This window comes from Streptomyces sp. NPDC107654 (assembly GCF_055639035.1).
The window spans coordinates 194,206-218,864 of the sequence record NZ_JBVKBI010000012.1 but is presented as its reverse complement, the minus strand read 5'-3'; the positions used below and the strand labels follow the sequence as shown (position 1 = coordinate 218,864).

The following is a 24,659-nucleotide window of genomic DNA, read 5'->3' as shown; positions in this document are numbered from 1 at the left end:
CGTCACTTGGCCGTTTCCGTCACGAGCCGCTCGACGGCCTCGACGGCCTCGCCGATCGCGGCCGGGTTCTGGCCGCCGCCCTGGGCGACGTCCGGCTTGCCGCCACCGCCGCCGCCGAGCGTCTTGGCGGCCGTACGGACCAGGTCACCGGCCTTGAGGCCACGATCGCGAGCCGCGTCGTTGGTGGCGATGACCGTGAGCGGCTTGCCGTTGTTCACCGTGAAGAGGGCGACCACGGCGGCGCGACCGCCCTGGATCCTGCCGCGCACGTCCAGGACCAGCTTGCGCAGGTCGTCCGGGGTGGTGCCGTCCGGGACCTGCCCGGTCACCAGGGCGACACCGCGCACGTCCTTGGCGGACTCGGCGAGGCCGGCGGCGGCCTGGAGCACCTTCTCGGCGCGGAACTTCTCGATCTCCTTCTCGGCGTCCTTGAGCTTGCCGAGCATGGCGGAGACCTTCTCCGGCAGCTCCTCCGGGCGGCCCTTGAGCAGCTCGGTCAGCTGGTTGACGACCGTGTGCTCACGGGCGAGGAAGTTGTAGGCGTCCACGCCGACGAGGGCCTCGATACGGCGCACACCCGAGCCGATGGAGGACTCGCCGAGCAGCTTCACCAGGCCCAGCTGGGCGGTGTTGTGCACGTGGGTGCCGCCGCACAGCTCCTTGGAGAAGTCACCGATGGTCACGACGCGGACCCGCTCGCCGTACTTCTCGCCGAACTCGGCGATGGCGCCCTGCTTCCTGGCCTCGTCGATGCCCATGACCTCGGCGTGCACGTCGAGGTCGCGGGCGAGCACCTCGTTGATCTTCTGCTCGACGTCGGTCATCACGGCCGTCGGGACGGCGGACGGGGAGCCGAAGTCGAAGCGGAAGCGGCCCGGCTGGTTCTCGGAACCGGCCTGGGCGGCCGTGGGGCCGAGGGCGTCACGCAGGGCCTGGTGGGTCAGGTGGGTGGCCGAGTGGGCGCGGGCGATGGCCGTACGACGGCGGGCGTCGATGGAGGCGTGGGCCTTGGCGCCGACGGTCACCTCGCCGACCTGGACGACGCCCTTGTGGACGTACACGCCCGGGACCGGCTTCTGGCAGTCGCGGACCTCGATGACGGCACCGGAGTCGATCCTGATGCGGCCGGTGTCGCCGATCTGGCCGCCGCCCTCGGCGTAGAAGGGGGTGCGGTCGAGGACGATCTCGACCTCGTCGCCCTCGGTGGCGGCCGGGGAGGAGACACCGTCGACCAGGATGCCGACGATCGTGGACTCGCCCTCGGTGTCCGAGTAGCCGATGAAGTCGGTCTCGCCGGCGGCGTCGGCGATCTCGCGGTAGGCGCCCATGTCGGCGTGGCCGGTCTTCTTGGCCTGGGCGTCGGCCTTGGCGCGCTCCCGCTGCTCCTTCATCAGGCGGCGGAAGCCCTCCTCGTCCACGGACAGGCCCTGCTCGGCGGCCATCTCCAGGGTGAGGTCGATCGGGAAGCCCCAGGTGTCGTGGAGCAGGAAGGCCTTGTCGCCGGAGAGGACCGTGCCGCCGGACTGCTTGGTCTCGGTGACGGCGGTGTCGAGGATGTTGGTGCCGGCCTTGAGCGTCTTGAGGAAGGCGTTCTCCTCGGCGAGGGCGACCTTCTCGATGCGCTCGCGGTCGGTGATCAGCTCGGGGTACTGCCGGCCCATCATGCCGATCACGGTGTCGACCAGGTCCTTGACGACCGGACCGGTGGCGCCGAGCAGGCGCATGTTGCGGATGGCGCGGCGCATGATGCGGCGCAGGACGTAGCCGCGGCCCTCGTTGCCCGGGGTGACACCGTCGCCGATGAGCATGGTGGCCGTGCGCATGTGGTCCGTGACCACACGGAGGGACACGTCCGAGTCGTGGGCCTCGCCGTAGCGGACGCCGGTCAGCTCGGTGGCCTTGTCGATGACGGCCATGGAGGTGTCGATCTCGTACATGTTCTGCACGCCCTGCAGAATCATGGCGAGCCGCTCCAGGCCGAGGCCCGTGTCGATGTTCTTGCTCGGCAGGTCCCCGAGGATCTCGAAGTTGTCCTTGCCGATGCCCTCGCCACGCTCGTACTGCATGAAGACGAGGTTCCAGATCTCCACGTACCGCTCGTCGTTGACGGCGGGGCCGCCCTCGACGCCGAACTCGGGGCCGCGGTCGTAGTTGATCTCGGAACAGGGGCCGCAGGGGCCGGGGACGCCCATGGACCAGAAGTTGTCCTTCATGCCCAGGCGCTGGATGCGCTCCTTGGGCACGCCCACGACCTCGTGCCAGATCTGCTCGGCCTCGTCGTCGTCCTGGTAGACGGTGATCCACAGGCGCTCGGGGTCGAGGCCGTAGCCGCCCTTGTCCTGGGAGCCGGTGAGCAGCTCCCAGGCGAGCTTGATGGCGCCTTCCTTGAAGTAGTCGCCGAAGGAGAAGTTGCCGCACATCTGGAAGAACGTGCCGTGACGCGTGGTCTTGCCGACCTCTTCGATGTCGGGCGTGCGCACGCACTTCTGCACGCTGGTGGCGCGCGGGAACGGCGGCTTGACCTCACCCAGGAAGTAGGGCTTGAAGGGCACCATGCCGGCGGGGACGAGGAGCAGAGTCGGGTCGTCCGCGATGAGCGACGCCGAAGGGACGACGGTGTGCCCGCGCTCCTCGAAGAAGCTCAGCCAGCGGCGGCGAATCTCGGCCGACTCCATCAGTGGTCCTCATTCCGGTTGTGCGAGTACGTCGGGTTCTCGATGTACTTCGGGTTGCTGCGGTCGTTCTCGATGGCGGCGAGCCGCCGGGGTGCCGGGAGTTCGGGGCTGTCCTGGATGCCGAGGGCCTCCTCCAGCTCGGCCTCCCGCTGGGCCATGTTGTCGCGGACGTCGAGCGCGAAGCCGACCGCGCGGTCCTTCAGCCGCTGACCGGTCTCCAGGGCCTTGTTGGCGGCGGTGGCGGCCAGGCTCTCCGGGGTCAGCTGCCTCAGCTTGCGGTTGACCTTGGTGGTGGCCCAGACTCCGGCGGCGACACCGGTGCTGAACCAGAACGTACGGCGGAACATCGCTCGGTCTCAGTCCTTACTTCCGCTTGCGTCGTGCGGCGGGGACCGTCCGGCCCACGATCACCGTACGCCGGGGCGACTTCGCGGGCACGTCCTCCTTGCGGCCGCCGAGCGCCCGGCGCACGCCGTAGCCGAAGGCCGCGACCTTGACCAGCGGGCCGCCGAAGGTGGAGGCGACGGTGGAGGACAGCGCGGAGGCGTTGGACGTGACCTCCTGGACGTCGGAGGCGATCGCGTCGACCCGGTCGATCTGGGTCTGTGCCGAGCGCACCGCCTGGGAGGCGTCGGCGAGCAGCGGCACCGCCTGGTCGGTCACGTCCGCGACGAGCTTGGTGGTCGCCTTGAGCGTCTGGGCCAGCCTCGCCAGTGCGACCGCGAGGAAGGAGACCAGGATCGCCCAGAACACGGCCACCAGGATCCCGGCCACCTCACCACCGGACACTGTGCGCACCCGCTCTCTGAAACGTGCTCTGAACATCTGAACCATGAAAAAAGCAGTGCCCCGAGCCTATCGCGCCGGGGCTGCGGCTCCGTACCCGATTACCCGGCGGAGCGGGCGGAGTTGCGGTGGGGGATTGTACGGAGTGAACACGGTTCAGTACGCTCCGTGTCCCATGCGAGGTCCTCACAGCCCCGGCTCCCGGGCGGACGGCGATCCGTCTCTCGAACTCACCGCCTTCGTCGGGCGCTCGGCCGAGCTGGCCGAGCTGACGTCGGCGCTCGGCCAGGCGCGGCTGGTGACCGTCACCGGGGTGGGCGGCGTCGGCAAGTCCCGGCTGGCCGCACGGGCGGCGGCGCGGTGGGCGCCGGGTGCCCCGGGCGGCGGTCCGCGCCGGGGGCGGGTGGAGCTGGCGCCGGTGCGCGATCCGCAGTTCGTGGAGTACGCGGTCGTGGAGGCGCTGGGGCTGACCGACCACACCACCCGGATGCCCCGGGAGACGCTGCTGGAGCATCTGGCCGGCCACCCGGCGCTGCTGGTGCTGGACGGGTTCGAGCACCTGGTGACGGCCTGCGCGGATCTGACGGCGGAGCTGCTGCGCCGGCTGCCGGAGCTGCGGGTGCTGGCCGTGGGCCGGCGTCCGCTGGGCCTCGCGGGCGAGCGGCTGTTCCCGCTGGCGCCGCTCGGCGAGGACGAGGCGGTGGAACTGTTCGCGGACCGGGCCCTGGCGCAGGGCGTGCCGGTGTCGGACGGCGCCGAGGTGCGGGAGCTGTGCCGGCGGCTGGAGGGGGTCCCGCTGGCGCTGGAGCTGGCGGCCGGGCGGCTGCGGGCCCTGTCCCCGGGGCAGGTCCTGCAACGCCTGGACGACCGGTTCCGGCTGCTGACCGGAGGCGGCCGGGACGCCCTGCCCCGGCACCAGACGCTGCGCACGGCGATCGGCTGGAGCCACGAGCTGTGCACGCCGGCCGAGCGGCTGCTGTGGGCGCGGCTGTCGGTGTTCGCGCAGACCTTCGACCTGGAGGCGGCCGAGTACGTGTGCAGCGGCGACGGGCTGGCCGCCGAGGACGTCCTGGACGTGCTCTCGGAGCTGCTCGCCCAGTCGGTCCTGGCCCGCGAGGAGACCCCGGCGGGCCCCCGCTACCGGATGCTGGACACCGTCCGGGCCTACGGCGCCGAGTGGCTGGAGGCGACCGGGGACGCGGAGCGGCTGCGCAGACGGCACCGGGACTGGTACCTGGGCCTGGCGACCTGGTGCGAGCTGGAGTGGTTCTCGCCCCGGCAGCGGGAGGTGGCCGCGCGGGTCGAGGCCGAGCTGCCGAATCTGCGGACCGCGCTGGAGTTCTGTCTGACCGAGCCGGAGGAGGCCCATCTCGGGCAGCACCTGGCGGGTTCGCTGTGGTTCTGCTGGGTGGGCTGCGGCCGGCTCTCGGAGGGCCGGCGCTGGCTGGAGCGCAGCGTGGACCTGGACTCGCAGTACGAGCAGTCCCGGCTGAAGGCGCTGTGGGTGCTCGGCTACGTGGCGATCCTTCAGGGCGACACCGTGGCGGCGCTGCAGGCGCTCCAGGTGTGCCGGGAGCAGGCGGAGCGGTCGGCCGACCCGACGGCGGTGGCGTACGCCGAGCACCGCGCCGGGTGCCTGGCCCTGGTCTCGGACGACATGGCCCGCGCGGAGACGCTGCTGCGGTCGGCGCTGGAGCGCTACCAGGAGATCGGCGAGCTGAACAGCAACGTGCTGATGGGCCAGGTGGAGCTGGCGATGACGCGGGCGTTCCAGGGGGATCTGCCGGAGGCGGTACGGCTGTGCGAGGACGTGCGCCGGGTGTGCGAGGACCACGGGGAGCGGTGGGCGCGCTCGTACGCGCTGTACGTGCTGGCGTACGCGGCCTGGCAGGGCGGCGACGCGGCCCGCGCGCGGGAGTTGCTGACCGACTGCCTGGACCACGCGCACACGTTCCGCGATCTGCTGGGGACGGTGCTGTCGATCGAGCTGCTGGCCCTGGTGACGGTGGCGCAGGGGGACGCGGTGGAGGCGGCGGTGCTGCAGGGCGCCGCCGGGCGGATGTGGCCCTCGGTCGGGCTGCCGCTGTTCGGCTCGGCGTACTACAACGCCCCGCACGAGCTGTGCGAGGCGACGGCCCGGAAGGCGCTGGGCGACGAGGGGTACGAGGAGTGGGTGCGCCGGGGGGCGCGGCTGGACCGGGAGGCGGCGGTGGAGCGGGCACTGCGGCCCGACGTACGGCCGCTGCCGGCGCTGCCGACGCCCCGGGGGCCCCTCCCGCGCACCCGCGCCGGACAGCGCGAACCCGCCGCCTCGCCCACCCGGAAGGGCGGGGAGACGGCGGGCTGAGGTGCTGCGCCGGGGCTGGGGTCAGCGGGCGTAGTACTCGACGACGAGCTGCTCGTCGCAGATCACCGGGATCTCCTTGCGGTTCGGCTCGCGGTCCAGGCGGAACGCCAGGGCCTTGAGGTTCACCTGGAGGTAGCGCGGGGTCTCGCCGTCGGGGGCGAAGCCACCCTCACGGGCGATCGTGAAGAGCGTCTTCTCCTTGGAGCGGTCGCGGACCTGCACGACGTCGTCCGGGCGGACGCGGAAGGACGGCTTGTCGACCTTCTGGCCGTTGACCTGGATGTGGCCGTGGACGACCATCTGGCGGGCCTGGTAGATCGTGCGGGCGATGCCCGAACGCAGGACCAGCGCGTCGAGGCGGCGCTCCAGCTCCACGATCAGGGCCTCGCCGGTCTTGCCCTGGACCTTGGACGCACGCTCGTAGGCGCGGACCAGCTGGCGCTCGGAGATGTCGTACTGAGCGCGCAGGCGCTGCTTCTCCAGCAGACGGACCTTGTAGTCCGAGTTCTGCTTGCGGCCGCGGCCGTGCTCACCCGGCGGGTAGGGGCGGGCCTCGAAGTACTTGACGGCCTTCGGGGTCAGCGCGATGCCGAGGGCACGCGACTTCTTGACCTTGGGGCGGGACTGGTTCGCCACTGTCTTTCGTCTCTTTCGTAGTGTCGGCTCGTCAGCGTTAGGGAGGTCGCATCCGCAGCCGGGAAAACCCGCCGGATCCCGTGAAGGGACCTGCCGGGCAGCCGCTTCCCTGGTCTGGGCACATACGTGCAGCACGCGAGTGGCCCACCGACCGTCCCGGTACTCCGGGTGGTGGTGGGCTGCCCGCGACACCGTTCGACGGTGCGCGACGCTCCTGGAACCCGCTGGGGGTTCCGGCTGTCCGTCCCGCTCTGACAGCACGGGACTCAGCACTTCGGAGCATTCTACAGGGTGCTCAGGACCGCCTGCGACCGAGGTGGGTGCGCGTCCACTCGACGGCGTCCGCGTACCTGGCCTCGGCGCCGTGCCGGCTCGGCGTGTAGTACTCGCGGTCCTTCAGGGCGTCCGGGGCGTACTGCTGCTGGGCGATGCCCTCGGGCAGGTCGTGCGGGTACACGTACCCCTGGGCGTGGCCGAGCTTGGCGGCGCCCTTGTAGTGCCCGTCGCGCAGGTGCGGCGGGACCGGTCCGGCCAGGCCCTTGCGCACGTCCTCCATCGCGGCGCCGATCGCGGTGGTCGCCGAGTTGGACTTGGGGGCGAGGGCCAGGGCGATCGTGGCGTGGCTGAGGGTGAGGGCGGCCTCCGGGAAACCGATCATGGCGACGGCCTGGGCGGCGGCGACCGCGATCGGGAGGGCGTTCGGGTCCGCCAGGCCGATGTCCTCGCTGGCGGAGATCATCAGGCGGCGGGCGATGAACCGGGGGTCCTCGCCCGCCTCGATCATGCGGGCCAGGTAGTGCAGGGCCGCGTCGACGTCGGAGCCGCGGATGGACTTGATGAGGGCGCTCGCGACGTCGTAGTGCTGGTCGCCGTCGCGGTCGTACTTCACCGCGGCGCGGTCGACGGTCTGCTCCAGCGTCTGGAGGCTGATCGCGCTCTCGCCCTGGTCGAGCGCGGCCCCGGCGGCCGCCTCCAGGGCGGTCAGGGCGCGGCGGGCGTCGCCGCCGGCGATCCGCAGCAGGTGCTCCTCGGTGTCCTCCGGAAGGGCGACGGCGTCCTTCAGGCCGCGTTCGTCGCCGAGGGCACGCCGGAGCAGGCCGCGGATGTCGTCGTCGGTGAGCGGTTCGAGGGTGAGCAGGAGGGAGCGGGAGAGCAACGGGGAGATCACCGAGAAGTACGGGTTCTCCGTGGTGGCCGCGATCAGGGTCACCCAGCGGTTCTCCACGGCCGGGAGCAGGGAGTCCTGCTGGGCCTTGCTGAAGCGGTGGATCTCGTCCAGGAAGAGGACGGTCTCCTTGCCGAAGCCGCCGGTGGCGCGGCGGGCACCGTCGATGACCGCGCGGACCTCCTTGACGCCCGCGGTGATCGCGGACAGCTCCACGAACCGCTTGTTGGTGGCCTTCGAGACCACGTACGCGAGGGTGGTCTTGCCGGTGCCGGGCGGGCCCCAGAGGATCACCGAGGAGGGTCCGGCGGGGCCGCCGTTGCCCTCGCCGACCAGCCGGCGCAGCGGGGAGCCGGGCCCCAGCAGGTGCCGCTGGCCCACGACCTCGTCGAGTGTGCGCGGTCGCATGCGCACCGCCAGGGGGCTGGCCGCCGGGTCCTTCTCCTGGCGTTCTTCTGCTGCTGCGGTGAAGAGGTCGGGTTCCACGCTGAAACCCTAGAACACCGCACTGACAATCGGGTCCGGGCCGCCGGCCGGCCCCCTGCGCCCGGTCAGCTGGTCCAGAAGTCCCACCAGCGGGTGAGGACCAGCATGCCGATGACGCCGACGTGCGCGACCGGCAGCACCCAGGTGAACTCGCCGAGGAAGGACTTCAGCCGGCGCGGGGACGGCAGGAAGTCGTTGCGGACGTTGAACGAGGTGACGTACCAGAACATCGTGATCGTGGCGACCCAGGCCAGCGAGCACCACAGGCACAGCGCGTTGATCCGGTACAGGGACTGGAACTGCAGCCAGGTGCAGAAGGCCACGCCGAAGAGCGTGCCGAAGTTGAACGTCAGCCAGTACCAGCGCGGGAACCGGGCGCGGGCCAGCAGGCTCATGCCGACGCAGATCACGATGCCGTACGCGACCAGTCCGAGCATGGGATTGGGGAAGCCGAAGACGCCGGCCTGCTTGCTCTCCATGACGCTGCCGCAGGACACCACCGGGTTGAGGCTGCACCCGGGGGTGAACGTCTTCCCGGCGACCTTGGCTTCCAGCAGCTTGAACTTGTCGATCGTGATGACCCAGGCGGCCAGCAGCCCGGCCGCGCCGGTGACCACCAGCAGGACGGCGAAGGCACGGCTGCCGCCTACCGCGCGCGGGACGCCGGCGCCGCGCTCCGGACCGGGCTCCGCGGAGATGTCTGTGACTGTCGTCTTGCTCATCACGCCGATTCCGTCACTTGAGAGTTGGACCACCTTCGGGCACGGGTCATTGTGCCGCACAGGCCTGTGTGCGCACCGTTCGCTGCGCATAAGGACGTACGGACACCGGCCACGGACCGTTCGGAAAACCTCCGGCGGGGGGAACCGTCGCGCACGAGGTTGACGTGGCGTGGGAACGACCGGGCACGAGGAGGGCGGGGAAGCGGACCGTGTCCGCTTCCCCGCCCCGCCGTCTCCGTCTCTAGCCCAGCCGCGCTTCCAGCTCCGCCACGATCTCGTTGACACCGACGGCCGTCTGCTCGCCGGACTCCATGTCCTTGAGCTGGACGACGCCCTCGGCGAGGTCGCGCTCGCCGGCGACGATCGCGTAGCGGGCGCCGGAGCGGTTGGCGTTCTTCATGGCGCCCTTCAGACCCTTGCCGCCGTAGGCGAAGTCCGCCGCGATGCCGACCTTGCGCAGGTCGGTGACCTTGCCGAACAGCACCCGCCGGGCCTCTTCGCCGAGCGGGACGGCGTAGACCGACGTGGCGGGCGGGATGTCCGGTTCCACACCCTCGGCCTCCAGGGCGAGGACCGTGCGGTCGACGCCCAGGGCCCAGCCGACGGACGGCAGCGCGGGGCCGCCGATCATCTCGGACAGGCCGTCGTACCGGCCGCCGCCGCCCACCGCTGACTGCGAGCCGAGACCGTCGTGCACGAACTCGAAGGTGGTGCGGGTGTAGTAGTCCAGGCCGCGCACCAGCTTCGGGTCGTCCTCGAAGGAGACGCCCGCGGCGGTGATCAGCTCGCGGACCTCCTCGTGGTACGCCTTGCACGCGTCGCACAGGTAGTCCCGCAGCAGCGGCGCGCCGGTCAGCTGCTTCTGCACCGACTCGCGCTTGTCGTCGAGGACCCGCAGCGGGTTGATGTCGACGCGGCGGCGCGTGTCCTCGTCCAGGTCCAGGCCGTGCAGGAACTCCTGCAGCGCCGTCCGGTACACCGGGCGGCACTCCTTGTCGCCGAGGCTGTTCAGCAGGATGCGGAAGTTCCTGAGGCCCAGCGAGCGGTACGCCTGGTCGGCCAGGATGATCAGCTCGGCGTCCAGCGCCGGGTCCTCGGCGCCGATCGCCTCGGCGCCGACCTGGGAGAAGTGGCGGTAACGGCCCTTCTGCGGGCGCTCGTAGCGGTAGTAGGAGCCGGAGTACCAGAGCTTGACCGGGAGGTTGCCCGACTTGTGCAGGCTGGCCTCCAGGGCCGCGCGCAGCACGGACGCGGTGCCCTCGGGGCGCAGGGCGAGCCTGTCGCCGCCCTTGGTCTCGAAGGCGTACATCTCCTTGGTCACGATGTCGGTGGATTCGCCGACGCCGCGCGCGAAGAGTTCGACGTTCTCGAAGCCGGGGGTCTCGATGTAGCCGTAGCCGGAGTTGCGCAGCGGGGCGGCGATCGCCTCGCGGACCGCCAGGTACTTCGCCGAATCCGGCGGGATCAGGTCGTAGGTGCCCTTGGGGGCCTTGAAGGTGCTCACGGAAGGTCTCTCGTCACATTCCTCGTCGGGGAGCCTCGGCGGCTCCCTGGCCGGCCGCCACCTGCCGCAGGTAGGGGTTGGTGGCGCGCTCCTGGCCGATGGTCGTCTGGGGGCCGTGGCCGGACAGCACCACGGTGGAGTCGTCGAGCGGCAGGCACACACGGGCCAGTGACCGCATCATGTCCTCCATGGATCCGCCCGGCATGTCGGTGCGTCCGATGGAGCCGGCGAACAGCAGATCCCCGGAGAAGAACACCGACGGGACGTCGGCGGTCTCGGGCATCCGGAAGGTCACCGACCCCCTGGTATGGCCCGGCGCGTGCGCGACGGAGAGTTCCAGCCCGGCCAGCTCCAGCCTCGTGCCGTCGGCCAGCTCCTTGACGTCGTCGGGCTCCCCCACGGTCAGCTCGCCCATCAGCGGCATGCCGATGGACCGGCCGAGCGCCTTCTCCGGGTCGCTCATCATGTACCGGTCCTCGGGGTGGATCCAGGCGGGTACGTCGTGCGCCCCGCAGACGGGGACGACCGAGGCGACGTGGTCGATGTGGCCGTGGGTGAGGACGACGGCGACGGGCTTGAGCCGATGCTTCTTCAGCGCTTCCTCGACGCCTGGGGCGGCCTGGTGGCCCGGGTCGATGATCACGCACTCCTCACCGGCGGCGGGGGCGACGAGATAACAGTTCGTCCCCCAGGCCCCGGCGGGGAACCCGGCAATGAGCACGATCGTCCTTCGTTGTGTCGGTTACAGGCGGCTTCAGCTGCTGTCAGAGCCTACCGGCGCTGCCGTTTCCTCAGCGAACCCATATACGGTACGGGGCTACACGCAGCGGTCGGATCACGAGGACGCACGCGTACCGCCCGACACACGACACCATGAGGAGAGAACCCGGTGGTCAGCCAGGAGCAGCGGCGGCGTCAGCTCGCCCGGGAGAAGTTCTTGCGGCAGCAGCAGCGGCGCACCGAGGCGCGGCGCAAGGCCCGCCTGCGCAACTCCGTGATCGCGTCGGTACTGGGCGTGGTCGTCATCGGCAGTGTCGCCCTGTACACGACCGGGGTGCTGAAGGACGACGGCGACAAGAAGGAGAACGCGAGCGCCCAGGTCACCCCGAGCGCGACGCCCACCCGCAAGGCCCCGGACCCCTGCCGGAAGCCGGCGGCCGGCTCGGTGAAGAAGCTCAACTGGAAGAAGGAGCCGGCGATGTCGATCGACACGTCGGCGAAGTACACGCTGAAGCTCGCGACGACGTGCGGTGACATCGGCGTCGCCCTGAAGACGTCGGCGGCCCCGCACACGGTGAACTCGTTCGACTTCCTCGCGGGCAAGGGCTACTTCGACCACACCAAGTGCCACCGCCTGACCACCCAGGGCATCTACGTCCTGCAGTGCGGCGACCCGCAGGGCACCGGCATGGGCGGTCCGGGCTACACGCTCCCGGACGAGAACCTCAAGGACAAGAGCCTGAAGAACAACATCTACCCGGCGGGCACGGTGGCGATGGCCAACACCGGCCAGAAGCACACCGGCGGCAGCCAGTTCTTCCTCGTCTACAAGGACAGCCAGCTGCAGCCCAACTACACCCCGTTCGGCACGATCGACGCGGCGGGCATGAAGGTGCTGAACAAGATCGCCGCGGCCGGCGAGAGCACGGGGGCCGGTGACGGCGCCCCGAACGCGACCGTCGTCATCGACAAGGCGACGGTCACCCGATCCTGACGCCACCGGACGACGTCACCGGAGGACGTCACCGGAGGTCCGGGAACGGCCGACTGACGAATTTCGGTCGCGCTGGATGCGGACAGGCAACCCGCTGGTCGCCTATGTTGGCCGTGACGAAACTGTGGACGATGCCCGGGGCGCAGAGGCCCCCGCAGGCATCATGTGGAGGAGGCGCTGTGAGCAGCGACCCGTGGGGCCGCGTCGACGAGACGGGGACCGTGTACGTGCGTACGGCCGACGGCGAGCAGGTCGTCGGTTCCTGGCAGGCCGGCTCCCCCGAGGAGGCGTTGGCCTACTTCGAGCGCAAGTACGAGGGCCTGGTTGTCGAGATCGGCCTCCTCGAAAAGCGGGTGCGGACCACCGACCTGTCGGCGAAGGACGCCCAGGCCGCCATCGACCACCTGCGCGAGCAGGTCGACGCGCACCACGCGGTCGGTGACCTGGACGCGCTGCGGCGGCGGCTGGACAAGCTGGTGGCGACCGTCGAGGCGCGCCGCGAGGAGCGCAAGGCGCAGCGGGCCAAGCAGTCCGACGAGGCCCGCAAGGCCAAGGAGGCGCTGGTCACCGAGGCGGAGGAGCTGGCGCAGTCCGACCAGTGGCGGGCGGCCGGTGAGCGGCTGCGGTCGCTGGTGGACACCTGGAAGGGTCTGCCGCGGCTGGACCGCAAGTCGGATGACGAGCTGTGGCACCGCTTCTCGCACGCCCGCTCGGCGTTCTCCAAGCGCCGCAAGGCCCACTTCGCGCAGCTGGACGCGCAGCGCGAGGATGCCCGCCGCGTCAAGGAGCGGCTGGTCGCCGAGGCCGAGGCGCTGTCGGGATCGACGGACTGGGGTCCGACGGCCGCCCGTTACCGCGAGCTGATGGCGGAGTGGAAGGCCGCGGGCCGCGCCCAGCGCGAGCACGAGGACGACCTGTGGAACCGCTTCCGCGGCGCCCAGGACGTCTTCTTCGCCGCCCGCAGCTCGGTGTTCGCCGAGCGGGACGCGGAGCAGTCGGAGAACCTCAAGCTGAAGGAGGAGCTGGCCGAGGAGGCCGAGAAGCTCCTGCCGATCGGCGACCTGAAGGCCGCCCGGGCCGCCTTCCGCTCGATCAACGAGCGCTGGGAGGCCATCGGTCACGTCCCGCGGGACGCCCGGCCGAAGGTCGAGGGCCGGATGCACGCCGTCGAGCGGGCGATCCAGGAGGCCGAGGAGGCCGAGTGGCGCCGCACGAACCCGGAGGCACGCGCGCGTGCCGAGGGCCTGACCGGTCAGCTCCAGGCCGCCGTGGACAAGCTGCGGACGCAGATCGAGCAGGCGCGCGCCCAGGGCAACAACGCCAAGGCCGACAAGCTGGAGAAGGAGCTGGAGGGCCGCACGGCGCTTCTGGACCAGGCTCTGAAGGGCCTGCAGGAGTTCGGCGGCTGACCGAACGCCGAGCGGCTCCCGCCGTCCCGTCCGGGCGGCCCGGTGGTGTACCACACCCCGGGCCGCCCGGTCGTTTCGGTCGGGCCGCCCCAGGAAGTGGGTCGCCGGACTGCCGCGGCAGTCCGGCCCGAACGCTGCGGCAGGGGCCGGTTCCTGGCGCTCGGGCGTTCTCCGGGGCCCGGGCACGCCGATGCCGTACCGTCCCAGCCGGCGCGGGCCCCGTAGCGGCCCGCGATCACGTGGGCCGGGCCGTCCGGGGCCGTGGCGTCCGATCAGCCGGGCTGCCGCCGCGCTCCTGCCTCTCCCCCGGCACCGACGGCTCTAGGACCGGCTGCGGCCCGATGTCACGCGGTAGACGTCGTACACGCCCTCCACGCCCCGGACGGCCTTCAGGACGTGACCGAGGTGCTTGGGGTCGCCCATCTCGAAGGTGAACCGGGAGGTGGCCACCCGCTCGCGGGAGGTCTGGACGGCCGCCGAGAGGATGTTGACGTGCTGGTCGGACAGGACCCGGGTGACGTCCGAGAGGAGACGGGACCGGTCCAGCGCCTCCACCTGGATGGCGACCAGGAAGACCGAGGACTGGGTGGGCGCCCATTCGACGTCGAGGATGCGCTCGGGCTCGCGGGACAGCGAGTCGACGTTGACGCAGTCGCTGCGGTGAACCGATACGCCGCTGCCGCGGGTGACGAAGCCGATGATCGGGTCGCCGGGCACCGGCGTACAGCACCGGGCCAGCTTGACCCACACGTCCTCGACGCCCTTGACCACGACACCCGGGTCGGCGCTGGAACGGCGCTTGCGGCCGCGGCTGCGCGACGGCGGGACCGTCTCGTCGATCTCCTCGCTTGCGGCTTCCTCGCCGCCGAGGGCCTGGACGAGCTTCTGCACGATGTTCTGTGCGGAGACATGGCCCTCGCCGATCGCCGCGTACAGCGCGGAGATGTCCGAGTAGCGCATCTCGTGGGCGAGGGTGACGAGCGAGTCGCCGGTGAGGATCCGCTGGATCGGCAGGTTCTGCTTGCGCATGGCCCGCACGATGGCGTCCTTGCCCTGCTCGATCGCCTCGTCCCGGCGTTCCTTGGAGAACCAGGCGCGGATCTTGTTGCGGGCCCGCGGGGACTTGACGAAGCCGAGCCAGTCGCGGGACGGGCCGGCGCCCGCCGCCTTGGAGGTGAAGACCTCCACGAGGTCGCCGTTGTCCAGGGTGGATTCGAGCGGGACCAGGCGGCCGTTGACCCGCGCTCCTATCGTGCGGTGGCCGACCTCCGTGTGGACGGCGTAGGCGAAGTCCACCGGGGTGGCACCGGCCGGCAACGCGATGACATCGCCCTTGGGGGTGAAGACGAAGACCTCGTTGCGGGACAGGTCGAAGCGCAGGGACTCCAGGAACTCGCCCGGGTCCTCGGTCTCCTTCTGCCAGTCCAGCAGCTGGCGCAGCCACGCCATGTCGTTGAGGTGGTCGTCCTTCTTGCCGGCCTTGGGCACGTCGGTGCGGACCTTGGAGGCGCCGGCGACGGCCTCCTGCTTGTACTTCCAGTGCGCGGCGATGCCGTACTCGGCGCGGCGGTGCATGTCGAAGGTGCGGATCTGCAGCTCGACCGGCTTGCCGTTGGGGCCGATGACCGTCGTGTGCAGCGACTGGTACATGTTGAACTTGGGCATCGCGATGTAGTCCTTGAACCGGCCGGGGACCGGGTTCCATCGCGCGTGCACGGTGCCGAGGGCGGCGTAGCAGTCGCGGACCGTGTCGACGAGGACGCGGATGCCCACCAGGTCGTAGATCTCGGCGAAGTCCCGGCCTCGCACGATCATCTTCTGGTAGACGCTGTAGTAGTGCTTCGGGCGGCCGGTGACGGTCGCCTTGATCCGTGCGGCCCGGAGATCGGCCTGGACCTCGTCGGTCACTATGGCGAGGTACTCGTCCCGCTTGGGCGCGCGCTCGGCGACGAGCCGTACGATCTCGTCGTACATCTTGGGGTAGAGGATCGCGAAGGCGAGGTCCTCCAGCTCCCACTTGATGGTGTTCATGCCGAGGCGGTGGGCGAGCGGAGCGTAGATCTCCAGCGTCTCGCGCGCCTTCTTCTCCTGCTTCTCGCGCTTCAGGTAGCGCATCGTGCGCATGTTGTGCAGGCGGTCGGCGAGCTTGATGACCAGGACGCGCGGGTCCTTGGCCATGGCCACGACCATCTTGCGCACGGTCTCGGCCTGCGCGGCCTCGCCGAACTTCACCTTGTCCAGCTTGGTGACGCCGTCCACGAGCAGGGCGACGGTGTCGCCGAAGTCGCGGCGGAGCTGGTCCAGGCCGTACTCGGTGTCCTCGACGGTGTCGTGCAGCAGGCCGGCCATCAGCGTGGCCGGGTCCATGCCCAGCTCGGCGAGGATCGTGGTGACGGCGAGGGGGTGCGTGATGTACGGGTCGCCGCTCTTGCGCTTCTGGCCGCGGTGCCAGCGCTCGGCGACCTGGTAGGCGCGCTCGATCTGCCGGAGCGTGGAGTTCTCGATCTTCGGGTCGTTGCTGCGCACTATCCGCAGCAGCGGTTCCAGGACCGGGTTGTACGGGTTCGCGCGCTGCACACCGAGACGGGCGAGGCGGGCCCGGACGCGGTTGGAGGAGCCGGTGCGGGTGGGCGGGGTGGCCGGCTGGCGCACCACGGGGGGCTGGGCCGGGCGCTCGGGCGAGGGGGTGGGGGACGGCTTGGGGCGCGAGGCCTCGGCGCTCTTCTCGACGGGCGCCGACTGGGCGTGCTCGACCGTCCCGCGGGGATCGTTCTTCACGTGGGAAGCGTTCGGCGCGGGTTTCGCCGCGGGGGCCGAGGCGGGCTCGGGCTTGGCGGCGGTCAGTGGCTGGGCCTCGTCTGGCAAGAGGACTCCTCGTGCGCGATCCGGGTCCCCCGGTCAGGCTCCGGAAACCCCAATGGTAGCGATCCTGGGCCCGGTCATCGCCTGCAGGCGCCTGTGAGGACCGTCTAACCGTGAAACGCCGGGGGCGGTCGCGGGATTCCGGGGGCTCGGACCGCGGCCTCCGCCGCGGCTTCACCGACCCCTTTCCTCGCCGTCGGCGGGTGCGGGTGGCCCGGAAGGAGCCCGCCCGCCGTGTCACGGGGGCGGAATGCCGAACGGCCGCCCCGGGTGTGGGGCGGCCGTATCGCGTGGGCGGGGTCAGACCTGGAGGAGGGCCTTGAGAGGGGCGCCGTTCAGGGTCGGTTCCAGGCGGGGGCGGGCGGCCAGGAAGGTCAGCTCCATCAGGACCGCGAGGCCGGCGACCTCGGCGCCCGCGCGGTGGATGAGCCGGATTGCGGCCTCGGCGGTGCCGCCCGTGGCCAGGACGTCGTCCACGATCAGGACGCGGTCGCCGTGGGCCAGGTCCTCCGCGTGCACCTCGATCTCCGCCGAGCCGTACTCCAGGTCGTACGCCTGGCGCAGGGTGGCTCCGGGCAGCTTGCCCGCCTTGCGGACCGGGATGAAGCCCACGCCCGCGCGGACGGCGACCGGGGCGCCGAGGATGAAGCCCCGGGCCTCCAGGCCGACGACCTTGGTGGCGCCGGTGCTCTCCGCGATCCCGGCCAGCTCGTCGGTGAGGGCGGTGAAGGCCGCCGGGTCGGCCAGGAGCGGGGTGATGTCCTTGAACATCACGCCCGGCTCCGGGTAGTCGGCGACGTCACGGATGCGGCTGAGCAGCAGCTCCTGGATGTCGGTCATCGGCGCTTCCCCGAGGGACGGCCGCGGCCCCGGCCGCGGGACGCGGGCTGGCTGCGCGGACCCACCACGGCGGGCGCGGCCTCGTCGGCGTCGTCACCGGCGGCGGGGGCCTCCGCGACCTCCTCGCCCGCACCGGCCTGGGCACGCTTGGCCAGGACCCGCTTGCTGAGGGCCTTCATCGCCGGCTCGCGCTCCTTGAGGTCGGCGACGAGCGGTGTGGCGATGAAGATCGACGAGTAGGCACCGGCCGCGAGACCGACGAACAGCGACAGGGAGATGTCGTTGAGCGTGCCCGCGCCGAGGAAGCCGCCGCCGATGAAGAGCAGACCGGCGACCGGCAGCAGGGCGACGACCGTGGTGTTGATGGAGCGGACCAGGGTGCCGTTGATGGAGCGGTTCGCGATGTCGCTGTACGTCCACCTGGTCTGCTTGGTGATGTCCCTCGTCTGCTCCTTGAGACTGTCGAAGACGACGACCGTGTCGTAGAGCGAGTAACCGAGGATGGTCAGCAGACCGATGACCGTGCCGGGCGTGACCTCGAAGCCGACCAGCGCGTAGATACCGGTCGTGATGGTGATGTCGTGGATCAGCGCGACCAGCGCCGCGATGGCCATGCGCCACTCGAACGCGATCGCCAGGTAGATCACGACGAGGACCATGAAGATCGCCAGACCCTCCCAGGCCTTGTTGGCGATCTGCTCGCCCCAGCTCGGTCCGACCAGGTCGGCGGCGAGCTTCTCGGGGTTGAGGTCCAGGTCCTTGGCCAGCTCCTGCTTGATCCTGTCGGACTGGCCGGTGTCGATGCCCGCGATCTGGATGCGCAGGCTGCCGTTGCCGAGCTTCTGCACGACCGACTGGTGGCCGGAGGCGGCGTTGGCGTACTCCTCGGCCTGGGCGACCGAGGTGCTCATCTTCGTCGGCGTGGTGAAGACCGCGCCGCCCTGGAACTCGATGCCCATGTTCAGGCCGCGCACCGCCAGGCCGACGATGGCCGTGATGGTGATCAGGATCGAGATGCCGTACCAGATCTTGCGCTTGCCGACGAAGTCGTACGAGATCTCGCCGCGGTGCAGTCGAGCGCCGAGGTTGCCGAGTTTCGACATCGCTCAGGCCTCCTTCGGGTCGACAGAGCCGGCGGCAGGACCGGCGGGACGGCGGGTACGGCGCAGCGGCGGCTTGGCACCGAGGCTCTTCGGGTCGAGCCCGGACCACTTGTGGCCGTTGGCGAAGAACTTCCGGCGGGCCAGCAGCGTCATCAGCGGCTTGGTGAAGAAGAAGACCACGACGACGTCGAGCAGGGTGGTCAGGCCGAGCGTGAACGCGAAGCCCTGGACCTTGCCGACGGTCACGATGAACAGGACCGCGGCGGCGAGGAACGACACGAAGTCGGAGACCAGGATGGTGCGCCGGGCGCGCGGCCAGGCCCGCTCGACGGCGGGGCGCAGGGAGCGGCCCTCGCGGATCTCGTCCCGGATGCGTTCGAAGTACACGATGAACGAGTCCGCGGTGATACCGATCGCGACGATGGCACCGCAGACGGCCGGCAGGTTCAGCGCGAAGTGGATGGCCGGACCGAGCAGCGTCATGATCAGGTAGGTGAGCATGGCGGAGACCAGCAGGGACGCCATGGCCACGATGGACAGGCCGCGGTAGTAGACCACCAGGTAGATCACGACGAGGGCGAGGCCGATCGCGCCGGCCAGCAGACCCGCGTGCAGCTGCTCGCCGCCGAGCGCGGCGGTCACCGTGGTGACGGACTGCTCCTGGAAGGACAGCGGCAGGGCGCCGTACGACAGCATGTTGGCGAGGCTCTGGGCCTCCTCCTGCTTGAAGCTGCCGGAGATCTCGGCCTGGCCGCCGGTGATGGCCTCGTGCACGACCGGGCTGGAGACGACGTCGCCGTCGAGGACGATGCCGAACTGGTTCTGCGGGTCCGGCTTCTGGGCCAGCGCGCCGGTGATGTCCGCGAACTTCTTGGAGCCGCTGCCGGTGAAGGTCATCTGGACCTGCCAGCCGGCGGCGCTCGTGGTGTTGAAGACGGCCTGGGCCTTCTTCACCTCGGTGCCGTCCACGGCGGCCGGACCGAGCAGGTACTTGAACCAGGCGCCGTCGTTCTCGCCGCAGGCCACCGTGCTGTCACCGGGCTTGGCGTTCTTGCCGGCCTTGGCGCGGTCGGTGGCCTTGCTGCAGTCCAGGGCGGCGTACTGGGCCTGGAGCTTGGAGTTCCCGGTGGTGCCGCCGGAGGGCGAGGCCGACGGGGTGGACGACGGCTTGCCGCTGCCGGAGGCGGACGGCGAGGGGGTGGAGTCGGCCTTCAGCGCGTCGCTGACGGCGCGGCCCTGGGAGGTGGCCGTGGCCGTGGGGGACGCGGAGCCGGGAGAGGTCGCCTTCTGGCCGGAGGAGGCGGTCGAGGAGGGGCTGCCGCTCGGCTTCGGCGAGGAGCCGCCGCCGGAGGAGGCGCTCGGCGCGGGGCTCTGTGCGGCCGGACCGCTGGGCGCGGCGGCCAGAACCGGCCGGAAGTACAGCTTCGCGGTGGTGCCGACCTGCTGCTGGGCCTCCTTGGAGTTGGTGCCCTTGGGGATGTTGACGATGATGTTGTCTTTCCCCTGGGTCTGCACCTCCGCCTCGGAGACGCCCAGGCCATTGACACGGCGGTTCATGATGTCGACCGCGGTGTCCATGTTGGCCTTGTTGATCGCGGACCCCTGGTCGGCCTTCGCCTTCAGCGTGATGCTCGTGCCACCGGCGAGGTCGATGCCGAGACGCGGGGTCGTGTGCCCGGAGAGGAACATCCCTCCGGTGAGCGCCACGATGGCGATCAGGATGAGGGCCAGCGAGCGCCCTGGCTTGCTCTGGGCGCTCGCGCTTCGGCCCCTCTTGGGTGCTGCCACCTTCTCGTACTCCCTCTCGGGCCGCCCCGCGCCCGGTCGGCGCGGTCGGCCATGACATGGAATCGGGCTCCCGTGCGGGAAACAGACGCGCCCGGGATACGCGGGGCGCCATCATGCCGCCGCCGCGCCTCCCGGGGCGTGACTACTTCGCGTCGGAGTCGCCGTCGGTCTTCTTCGGCTCGTCCTGCGCCTTCGCCTCGGCGGCGTCGGCCTTGTCCTCGGCGGCCCGGATCGCGTCCTCGCCGCGCTCGGCGGCGTCCTTCTTACCGAGGTCGATCTTGTCGTCGGAGGCGGCGGCAGCGGCGGCGGATCCGTCGGTCTCGTCGGTCTCGGTGAGGGAGGAGGCGTCGTCGGGGACGAGGCCGGCGTCGGACTTCAGGTCGTGCTCGATGCCGTGGACGATGCGGTTGTACTCGTCGTCGGTGAGGACGGCGCCGATGGCGTTCTTGGCGAAGAGGAGCTCGACGCCCGGTCCGGCGTCGAGGAGGACGGTGTCCTCGTTGACCTCCTTGACCGTCGCGTACATACCCCCGATCGTGCGGACACCGGAGCCGGGCTGCATCTCGTTCCGCATCTGGGCGGCCTGCTGCTGCTTCTTCTTGGCCGAACGCGTCATCAGGAACATCGCCGCGATGAGCACGATGAACGGGAGAAGGGTATAGGCATTCACGGGACGGAATTTCCTTCGCGCGACCGCGCGGGTGAGCGGCCAGTTCGGGGGTGTGGTCGGCGCCGCCCGCAAGGGCGGCATCGGCGGAGTCTAAGCGAGTCCGCTCTGATGGAACAACGCTCAGCATGGCACCTGGGTTCCTGCCCGTGCCATTGCCCTCGCCGGGGCGCTGCCCTCACGTCCCGAACAAGTCCTGTTGTCCGTTTCCCCCGGCCTGCGAGCGCGGCGGGGTGAGGCCGAGATGCGCCCATGCGGCGGGCGTGGCGACCCGGCCGCGCGGGGTGCGGGCGAGCAGGCCCTCGCGGACCAGGAAGGGTTCGGCGACCTCCTCGACGGTCTCCCGTTCCTCCCCCACCGCGACGGCGAGGGTGGACAGGCCGACCGGTCCGCCGCCGAAGAGCTTCAGCAGGGCCTGGAGGACCGCGCGGTCGAGCCGGTCGAGGCCGCGCGCGTCGACCTCGTACACCGCGAGGGCGGCGGCCGCGATGTCGCGGGTGATCAACCCGTCCGCCTTGACCTGCGCGTAGTCGCGGACCCGGCGCAGCAGGCGGTTGGCGATGCGGGGCGTGCCCCGGGAGCGGCCGGCGATCTCGGCGGCACCGTCCGGCTCGATCCCGACGTCCAGCAGCTGCGCCGAGCGGTGGACCACCCGCTCCAGCTCGTGCGGCTCGTAGAACTCCATGTGCGCGGTGAAGCCGAAGCGGTCGCGTAGCGGCGGCGGCAGCAGGCCCGCGCGCGTGGTGGCGCCGACCAGGGTGAACGGCGGCAGTTCCAGCGGGATCGCGGTGGCGCCGGGGCCCTTGCCGACGATGACGTCGACGCGGAAGTCCTCCATCGCCATGTACAGCATCTCCTCGGCGGGCCGGGACATGCGGTGGATCTCGTCGAGGAAGAGGACCTCGCCCTCCTGGAGGGAGGAGAGGATCGCGGCGAGGTCTCCGGCGTGCTGGATGGCGGGGCCGGAGGTGATGCGGATGGGGGCGCCCATCTCGGCGGCGATGATCATCGACAGGGTGGTCTTGCCGAGGCCGGGCGCGCCGGAGAGCAGCACGTGGTCGGCGGTGGCACCGCGCGCGCGTGCGGCGCGCAGGACGAGGTCGAGCTGCTCGCGGACCTTTTCCTGGCCGATGAACTCGCCGAGGTCCTTGGGGCGCAGGGCGGCCTCGACGGCCTGGTCCTCCCGGTCGGCGACGGAGTCCACCAGCCGCTCGGCGGCGGGGGCGTCGGTCGGGTCGTCCCAGTTCACGAAGATCTCCTAGCGGTGGCGCAGGTCAGCGGGCTCGGTTCAGGGTCTGCAGGGCGGCCTTCAGCAGCTGCCCGACCTGGGGTGCGCCGCCCGCCTGTTCGGCCTGGGGCGCGACGGCGGTCACCGCCTCGTCGGCCTCGCGGGTGGCGTAGCCGAGGCCGATCAGGGCGGCGTGGAGCTGGTCGCGCCAGCCCTGGCCGACGGGCGCGCCGACGGCGGGGGCACCGATGGGCTCGCCGAGCCGGTCCTTCAGTTCCAGCAGCAGCTTCTGGGCGCCCTTCCTGCCGATGCCGGGGACGGCGGTGAGGGCCTTCTCGTCCCCGGTGGCGACCGCGCGGCGCAGCGCGTCCGGGGTGTGCACGGCGAGCATCGCCTGCGCCAGGCGCGGTCCGACGCCGCTGGCGGTCTGGAGCAGCTCGAAGACCTGGCGTTCGTCGTCGTCGGCGAAGCCGTACAGGGTGAGCGAGTCCTCGCGGACGACGAGGGAGGTGTGCAGCCTGGCCGGCTGGCCGACGCGGAGCGTGGACAGGGTGTTCGGCGTGCACTGGACGGCCATGCCGACGCCGCCGACCTCGACGACCGCTGCGTCGGGGGCGAGCGCGGCGACCGTGCCGCTGACGAAGGCGATCATGCCGTACGGCCTTTCGTTGCGTGGACAGCCTGCCGGGCGACGGCCTGCTGGAGTCGGTTCTGGGCGGGGGCGCGCCAGATGTGGCAGATGGCGAGCGCGAGGGCGTCGGCGGCGTCCGCCGGCTTCGGCGGGGCGGCGAGCCGGAGCAGCCGGGTCACCATGGCTCCGACCTGCGCCTTGTCGGCGCGTCCGCTGCCGGTGACGGCGGCCTTGACCTCGCTGGGGGTGTGCAGGGCGACGGGGATGCCGCGCCGGGCGGCGCACAGCATGGCGACGGCGCTGGCCTGGGCGGTGCCCATGACCGTGCGCACGTTGTGCTGGCTGAAGACGCGCTCCACGGCGACGAACTCGGGCCGGTGTTCGTCCAGCCACTGCTCGATGCCCTGCTCCACGGCGAGCAGCCGGTGGCTGAGGTCGGCGTCCGCCGGGGTCCGTACGACACCGACGCCGACCATGGTGAGCGGGCGGCCCGCGACTCCCTCGACCACGCCGACGCCGCACCGCGTCAGGCCGGGGTCCACCCCCAGTACGCGCACGCGCCCCTCCCTTCGATGGCCTGTTCGTGCAGGCTATCGGGTGTCACTGACAACGCGACGGGCCGACGGGTGTGTCCCGTCGGCCCGGTCGGTCAGCCGTGCGCGTTACGCGTCGACCTTCTCCATGATCTCGTCGCTCACGTCGAAGTTGGCGAAGACGTTCTGCACGTCGTCGCTGTCCTCCAGCGCGTCGATGAGCTTGAAGATCTTCTTGGCGCCCTCTTCGTCCAGCTCGACCTGCATGGTGGGCACGAAGTTGGCCTCGGCCGACTCGTAGTCGATGCCGGCCTCCTGCAGGGCGGTGCGGACGGCGACGAGGTCGGTCGGCTCGCTGAGGACCTCGAAGTTCTCGCCGAGGTCGTTGACTTCCTCGGCACCGGCGTCCAGGACCGCGCCGAGCACGTCGTCCTCGCTCAGCTCACCCTTGGGGACGATCACCACGCCCTTGCGGTTGAACAGGTACGACACCGAGCCCGGGTCGGCCATGGAGCCGCCGTTGCGGGTCATGGCGACGCGGACCTCGGAGGCGGCGCGGTTGCGGTTGTCGGTGAGGCACTCGATGAGCACCGCGACACCGTTCGGGCCGTAACCCTCGTACATGATCGTCTCGTAGTCGGCGCCACCGGCTTCGAGACCGCCGCCCCGCTTGATCGCGGAGTCGATGTTCTTGTTCGGGACCGACGACTTCTTCGCCTTCTGGACGGCGTCGTACAGCGTCGGGTTGCCGTCGAGGTCGACACCGCCCATGCGCGCCGCGACCTCGATGTTCTTGATCAGCTTCGCGAAGAGCTTGCCGCGCTTGGCGTCGATCACGGCCTTCTTGTGCTTCGTCGTGGCCCATTTAGAGTGGCCGGACATCTGCCTGTCTCCTTCGCGTAACCCATCCTGTACGAACGCCCCCTGGTCGAGAGGCCGGGGGGACCCCCGGAGATCCTACAAGGACTCCGGTGTCCGGGTGGCGCGCACCATGTCGACGAAGAGCGCGTGCACGCGGTGGTCGCCGGTCAGTTCCGGGTGGAACGAGGTGGCGAGCGCGTTGCCCTGGCGTACGGCGACGATGTGGCCGTCGTGCTCGGCGAGCACCTCGGCACCGGCGCCCACGGACTCCACCCAGGGCGCGCGGATGAAGACGCCCTCCACAGGATCGCCCGGAACGCCCTTCACGTCGACCGTGGCCTCGAACGACTCGTTCTGCCGGCCGAAGGCGTTGCGGCGCACGATCATGTCGATGCCGCCGATGGTCTCCTGGCCCGAACGCGGGTCGAGGATCTTGTCGGCGAGCATGATCATGCCGGCGCAGGTGCCGTAGACGGGCATGCCGTCCCGCACGCGCGCGCGAAGGGGCTCCATCAGACCGAACAGGACGGCCAGCTTGGAGATGGTGGTGGACTCGCCGCCGGGCAGGACGAGACCGTCGACCTCGGCGAGTTCCTCGGGGCGCCGCACCGGCCTGGCCACGGCGTCGGCCGCGGCCAGGGCGATGAGGTGCTCCCGTACGTCGCCCTGGAGGGCCAGGACGCCTATGACAGGAGTGTTCAT

Annotated in this window: 21 protein-coding genes; 3 read left to right on the top strand and 18 right to left on the bottom strand. The window is 70.9% G+C overall.

The window, feature by feature from the left end; all coding sequences use genetic code 11:
• Positions 1-2 precede the first annotated feature (2 nt).
• From alaS to ACZ7N4_RS22695, 3 genes are read right to left on the bottom strand one after another with little or no spacing between them, the layout of a single operon-like run.
• Positions 3-2,675 carry an alanine--tRNA ligase gene (alaS, locus tag ACZ7N4_RS22705; protein ID WP_471360440.1) on the bottom strand — a complete coding sequence of 891 codons (2,673 nt, stop codon included), beginning with the start codon at positions 2,673-2,675 and terminating at the stop codon, positions 3-5.
• A complete protein-coding gene (locus ACZ7N4_RS22700; protein WP_471360437.1) occupies positions 2,675-3,022 on the bottom strand; it encodes a hypothetical protein in 348 nt (115 codons plus the stop codon). The genes alaS and ACZ7N4_RS22700 overlap by 1 nt, the downstream gene beginning before the upstream one ends.
• A 16-nt stretch (positions 3,023-3,038) precedes the next feature.
• Positions 3,039-3,473 (bottom strand): DUF948 domain-containing protein, encoded by a 435-nt coding sequence (locus ACZ7N4_RS22695; protein WP_189300509.1) that lies wholly within the window; start codon positions 3,471-3,473, stop codon positions 3,039-3,041.
• Positions 3,474-3,636: 163 nt separating this feature from the next.
• Here ACZ7N4_RS22695 and ACZ7N4_RS22690 point away from each other — a divergent pair, with 163 nt between their 5' ends.
• Positions 3,637-5,808 (top strand): ATP-binding protein, encoded by a 2,172-nt coding sequence (locus ACZ7N4_RS22690; protein WP_471360434.1) that lies wholly within the window; start codon positions 3,637-3,639, stop codon positions 5,806-5,808.
• Positions 5,809-5,829: 21 nt separating this feature from the next.
• On the opposite strand, the gene rpsD is transcribed toward ACZ7N4_RS22690, so the two are convergent.
• From rpsD to ACZ7N4_RS22665, 5 genes are all read right to left on the bottom strand, one after another.
• Entirely contained in the window at positions 5,830-6,444 is a 615-nt protein-coding gene (gene rpsD / locus ACZ7N4_RS22685; RefSeq protein ID WP_030343860.1) for a 30S ribosomal protein S4, read from the bottom strand.
• A gap of 295 nt (positions 6,445-6,739) precedes the next feature.
• Positions 6,740-8,095, bottom strand: coding sequence for a replication-associated recombination protein A (locus ACZ7N4_RS22680; protein WP_471360431.1), 1,356 nt, complete (start codon positions 8,093-8,095; stop codon positions 6,740-6,742).
• 65 nt (positions 8,096-8,160) lie between these two features.
• A complete protein-coding gene (locus ACZ7N4_RS22675; RefSeq protein ID WP_471360428.1) occupies positions 8,161-8,817 on the bottom strand; it encodes a vitamin K epoxide reductase family protein in 657 nt (218 codons plus the stop codon).
• 241 nt (positions 8,818-9,058) lie between these two features.
• Positions 9,059-10,321 (bottom strand): histidine--tRNA ligase, encoded by a 1,263-nt coding sequence (gene hisS, locus ACZ7N4_RS22670; RefSeq protein ID WP_471360425.1) that lies wholly within the window; start codon positions 10,319-10,321, stop codon positions 9,059-9,061.
• Positions 10,322-10,334: 13 nt separating this feature from the next.
• A complete protein-coding gene (locus ACZ7N4_RS22665) occupies positions 10,335-11,042 on the bottom strand; it encodes an MBL fold metallo-hydrolase (protein ID WP_471360423.1) in 708 nt (235 codons plus the stop codon).
• Positions 11,043-11,210: 168 nt separating this feature from the next.
• Here ACZ7N4_RS22665 and ACZ7N4_RS22660 point away from each other — a divergent pair, with 168 nt between their 5' ends.
• Both ACZ7N4_RS22660 and ACZ7N4_RS22655 read left to right on the top strand, forming a co-directional pair.
• Positions 11,211-12,035: a peptidylprolyl isomerase gene (locus ACZ7N4_RS22660; protein ID WP_471360420.1), complete on the top strand. Its 825-nt coding sequence runs from the start codon at positions 11,211-11,213 to the stop codon at positions 12,033-12,035.
• A 179-nt stretch (positions 12,036-12,214) separates the two neighbouring features.
• Positions 12,215-13,444, top strand: a complete 1,230-nt coding sequence (locus tag ACZ7N4_RS22655) for a DUF349 domain-containing protein (protein ID WP_471360417.1) — start codon at positions 12,215-12,217, stop codon at positions 13,442-13,444.
• A 321-nt stretch (positions 13,445-13,765) separates the two neighbouring features.
• On the opposite strand, the gene ACZ7N4_RS22650 is transcribed toward ACZ7N4_RS22655, so the two are convergent.
• The 10 genes from ACZ7N4_RS22650 to pdxT form a co-directional block, all read right to left on the bottom strand.
• Positions 13,766-16,309, bottom strand: a complete 2,544-nt coding sequence (locus ACZ7N4_RS22650) for a RelA/SpoT family protein (protein ID WP_471360414.1) — start codon at positions 16,307-16,309, stop codon at positions 13,766-13,768.
• Between the two features lie 297 nt (positions 16,310-16,606).
• Entirely contained in the window at positions 16,607-17,146 is a 540-nt protein-coding gene (locus ACZ7N4_RS22645) for an adenine phosphoribosyltransferase (RefSeq protein WP_471360411.1), read from the bottom strand.
• Entirely contained in the window at positions 17,143-18,249 is a 1,107-nt protein-coding gene (gene secF / locus ACZ7N4_RS22640) for a protein translocase subunit SecF (protein WP_471360408.1), read from the bottom strand. Before secF ends, ACZ7N4_RS22645 begins: the two co-directional genes overlap by 4 nt.
• A gap of 3 nt (positions 18,250-18,252) precedes the next feature.
• On the bottom strand, positions 18,253-20,037 hold the full coding sequence (secD, locus tag ACZ7N4_RS22635) for a protein translocase subunit SecD (RefSeq protein WP_471360405.1): 1,785 nt from the start codon (positions 20,035-20,037) through the stop codon (positions 18,253-18,255).
• Positions 20,038-20,179: 142 nt separating this feature from the next.
• Positions 20,180-20,707: a preprotein translocase subunit YajC gene (gene yajC, locus ACZ7N4_RS22630; RefSeq protein ID WP_471360402.1), complete on the bottom strand. Its 528-nt coding sequence runs from the start codon at positions 20,705-20,707 to the stop codon at positions 20,180-20,182.
• A gap of 175 nt (positions 20,708-20,882) precedes the next feature.
• Positions 20,883-21,953, bottom strand: coding sequence for a Holliday junction branch migration DNA helicase RuvB (gene ruvB, locus ACZ7N4_RS22625; RefSeq protein ID WP_471360399.1), 1,071 nt, complete (start codon positions 21,951-21,953; stop codon positions 20,883-20,885).
• 25 nt (positions 21,954-21,978) lie between these two features.
• Complete coding sequence (ruvA, locus tag ACZ7N4_RS22620; protein WP_471360396.1) at positions 21,979-22,584, bottom strand: Holliday junction branch migration protein RuvA; 606 nt, start codon at positions 22,582-22,584, stop codon at positions 21,979-21,981.
• Positions 22,581-23,120, bottom strand: coding sequence for a crossover junction endodeoxyribonuclease RuvC (gene ruvC / locus ACZ7N4_RS22615; RefSeq protein ID WP_471360393.1), 540 nt, complete (start codon positions 23,118-23,120; stop codon positions 22,581-22,583). The genes ruvA and ruvC overlap by 4 nt, the downstream gene beginning before the upstream one ends.
• A gap of 105 nt (positions 23,121-23,225) precedes the next feature.
• Entirely contained in the window at positions 23,226-23,978 is a 753-nt protein-coding gene (locus ACZ7N4_RS22610) for a YebC/PmpR family DNA-binding transcriptional regulator (protein WP_471360390.1), read from the bottom strand.
• Positions 23,979-24,053: 75 nt separating this feature from the next.
• Positions 24,054-24,659, bottom strand: coding sequence for a pyridoxal 5'-phosphate synthase glutaminase subunit PdxT (gene pdxT / locus ACZ7N4_RS22605; protein ID WP_471360387.1), 606 nt, complete (start codon positions 24,657-24,659; stop codon positions 24,054-24,056).

Excerpts from the sequence above, each read along its gene's own strand:
- alaS (WP_471360440.1), bottom strand. The coding sequence starts at position 2,675 with ATGGAGTCGGCCGAGATTCGCCGCCGCTGGCTGAGCTTCTTCGAGGAG.
- ACZ7N4_RS22700 (WP_471360437.1), bottom strand. The coding sequence starts at position 3,022 with ATGTTCCGCCGTACGTTCTGGTTCAGCACCGGTGTCGCCGCCGGAGTC.
- ACZ7N4_RS22690 (WP_471360434.1), top strand. The coding sequence starts at position 3,637 with ATGCGAGGTCCTCACAGCCCCGGCTCCCGGGCGGACGGCGATCCGTCT.
- ACZ7N4_RS22675 (WP_471360428.1), bottom strand. The coding sequence starts at position 8,817 with ATGAGCAAGACGACAGTCACAGACATCTCCGCGGAGCCCGGTCCGGAG.
- ACZ7N4_RS22645 (WP_471360411.1), bottom strand. The coding sequence starts at position 17,146 with ATGACCGACATCCAGGAGCTGCTGCTCAGCCGCATCCGTGACGTCGCC.
- secF (WP_471360408.1), bottom strand. The coding sequence starts at position 18,249 with ATGTCGAAACTCGGCAACCTCGGCGCTCGACTGCACCGCGGCGAGATC.
- ruvA (WP_471360396.1), bottom strand. The coding sequence starts at position 22,584 with ATGATCGCCTTCGTCAGCGGCACGGTCGCCGCGCTCGCCCCCGACGCA.
- ACZ7N4_RS22610 (WP_471360390.1), bottom strand. The coding sequence starts at position 23,978 with ATGTCCGGCCACTCTAAATGGGCCACGACGAAGCACAAGAAGGCCGTG.
- pdxT (WP_471360387.1), bottom strand. The coding sequence starts at position 24,659 with ATGAACACTCCTGTCATAGGCGTCCTGGCCCTCCAGGGCGACGTACGG.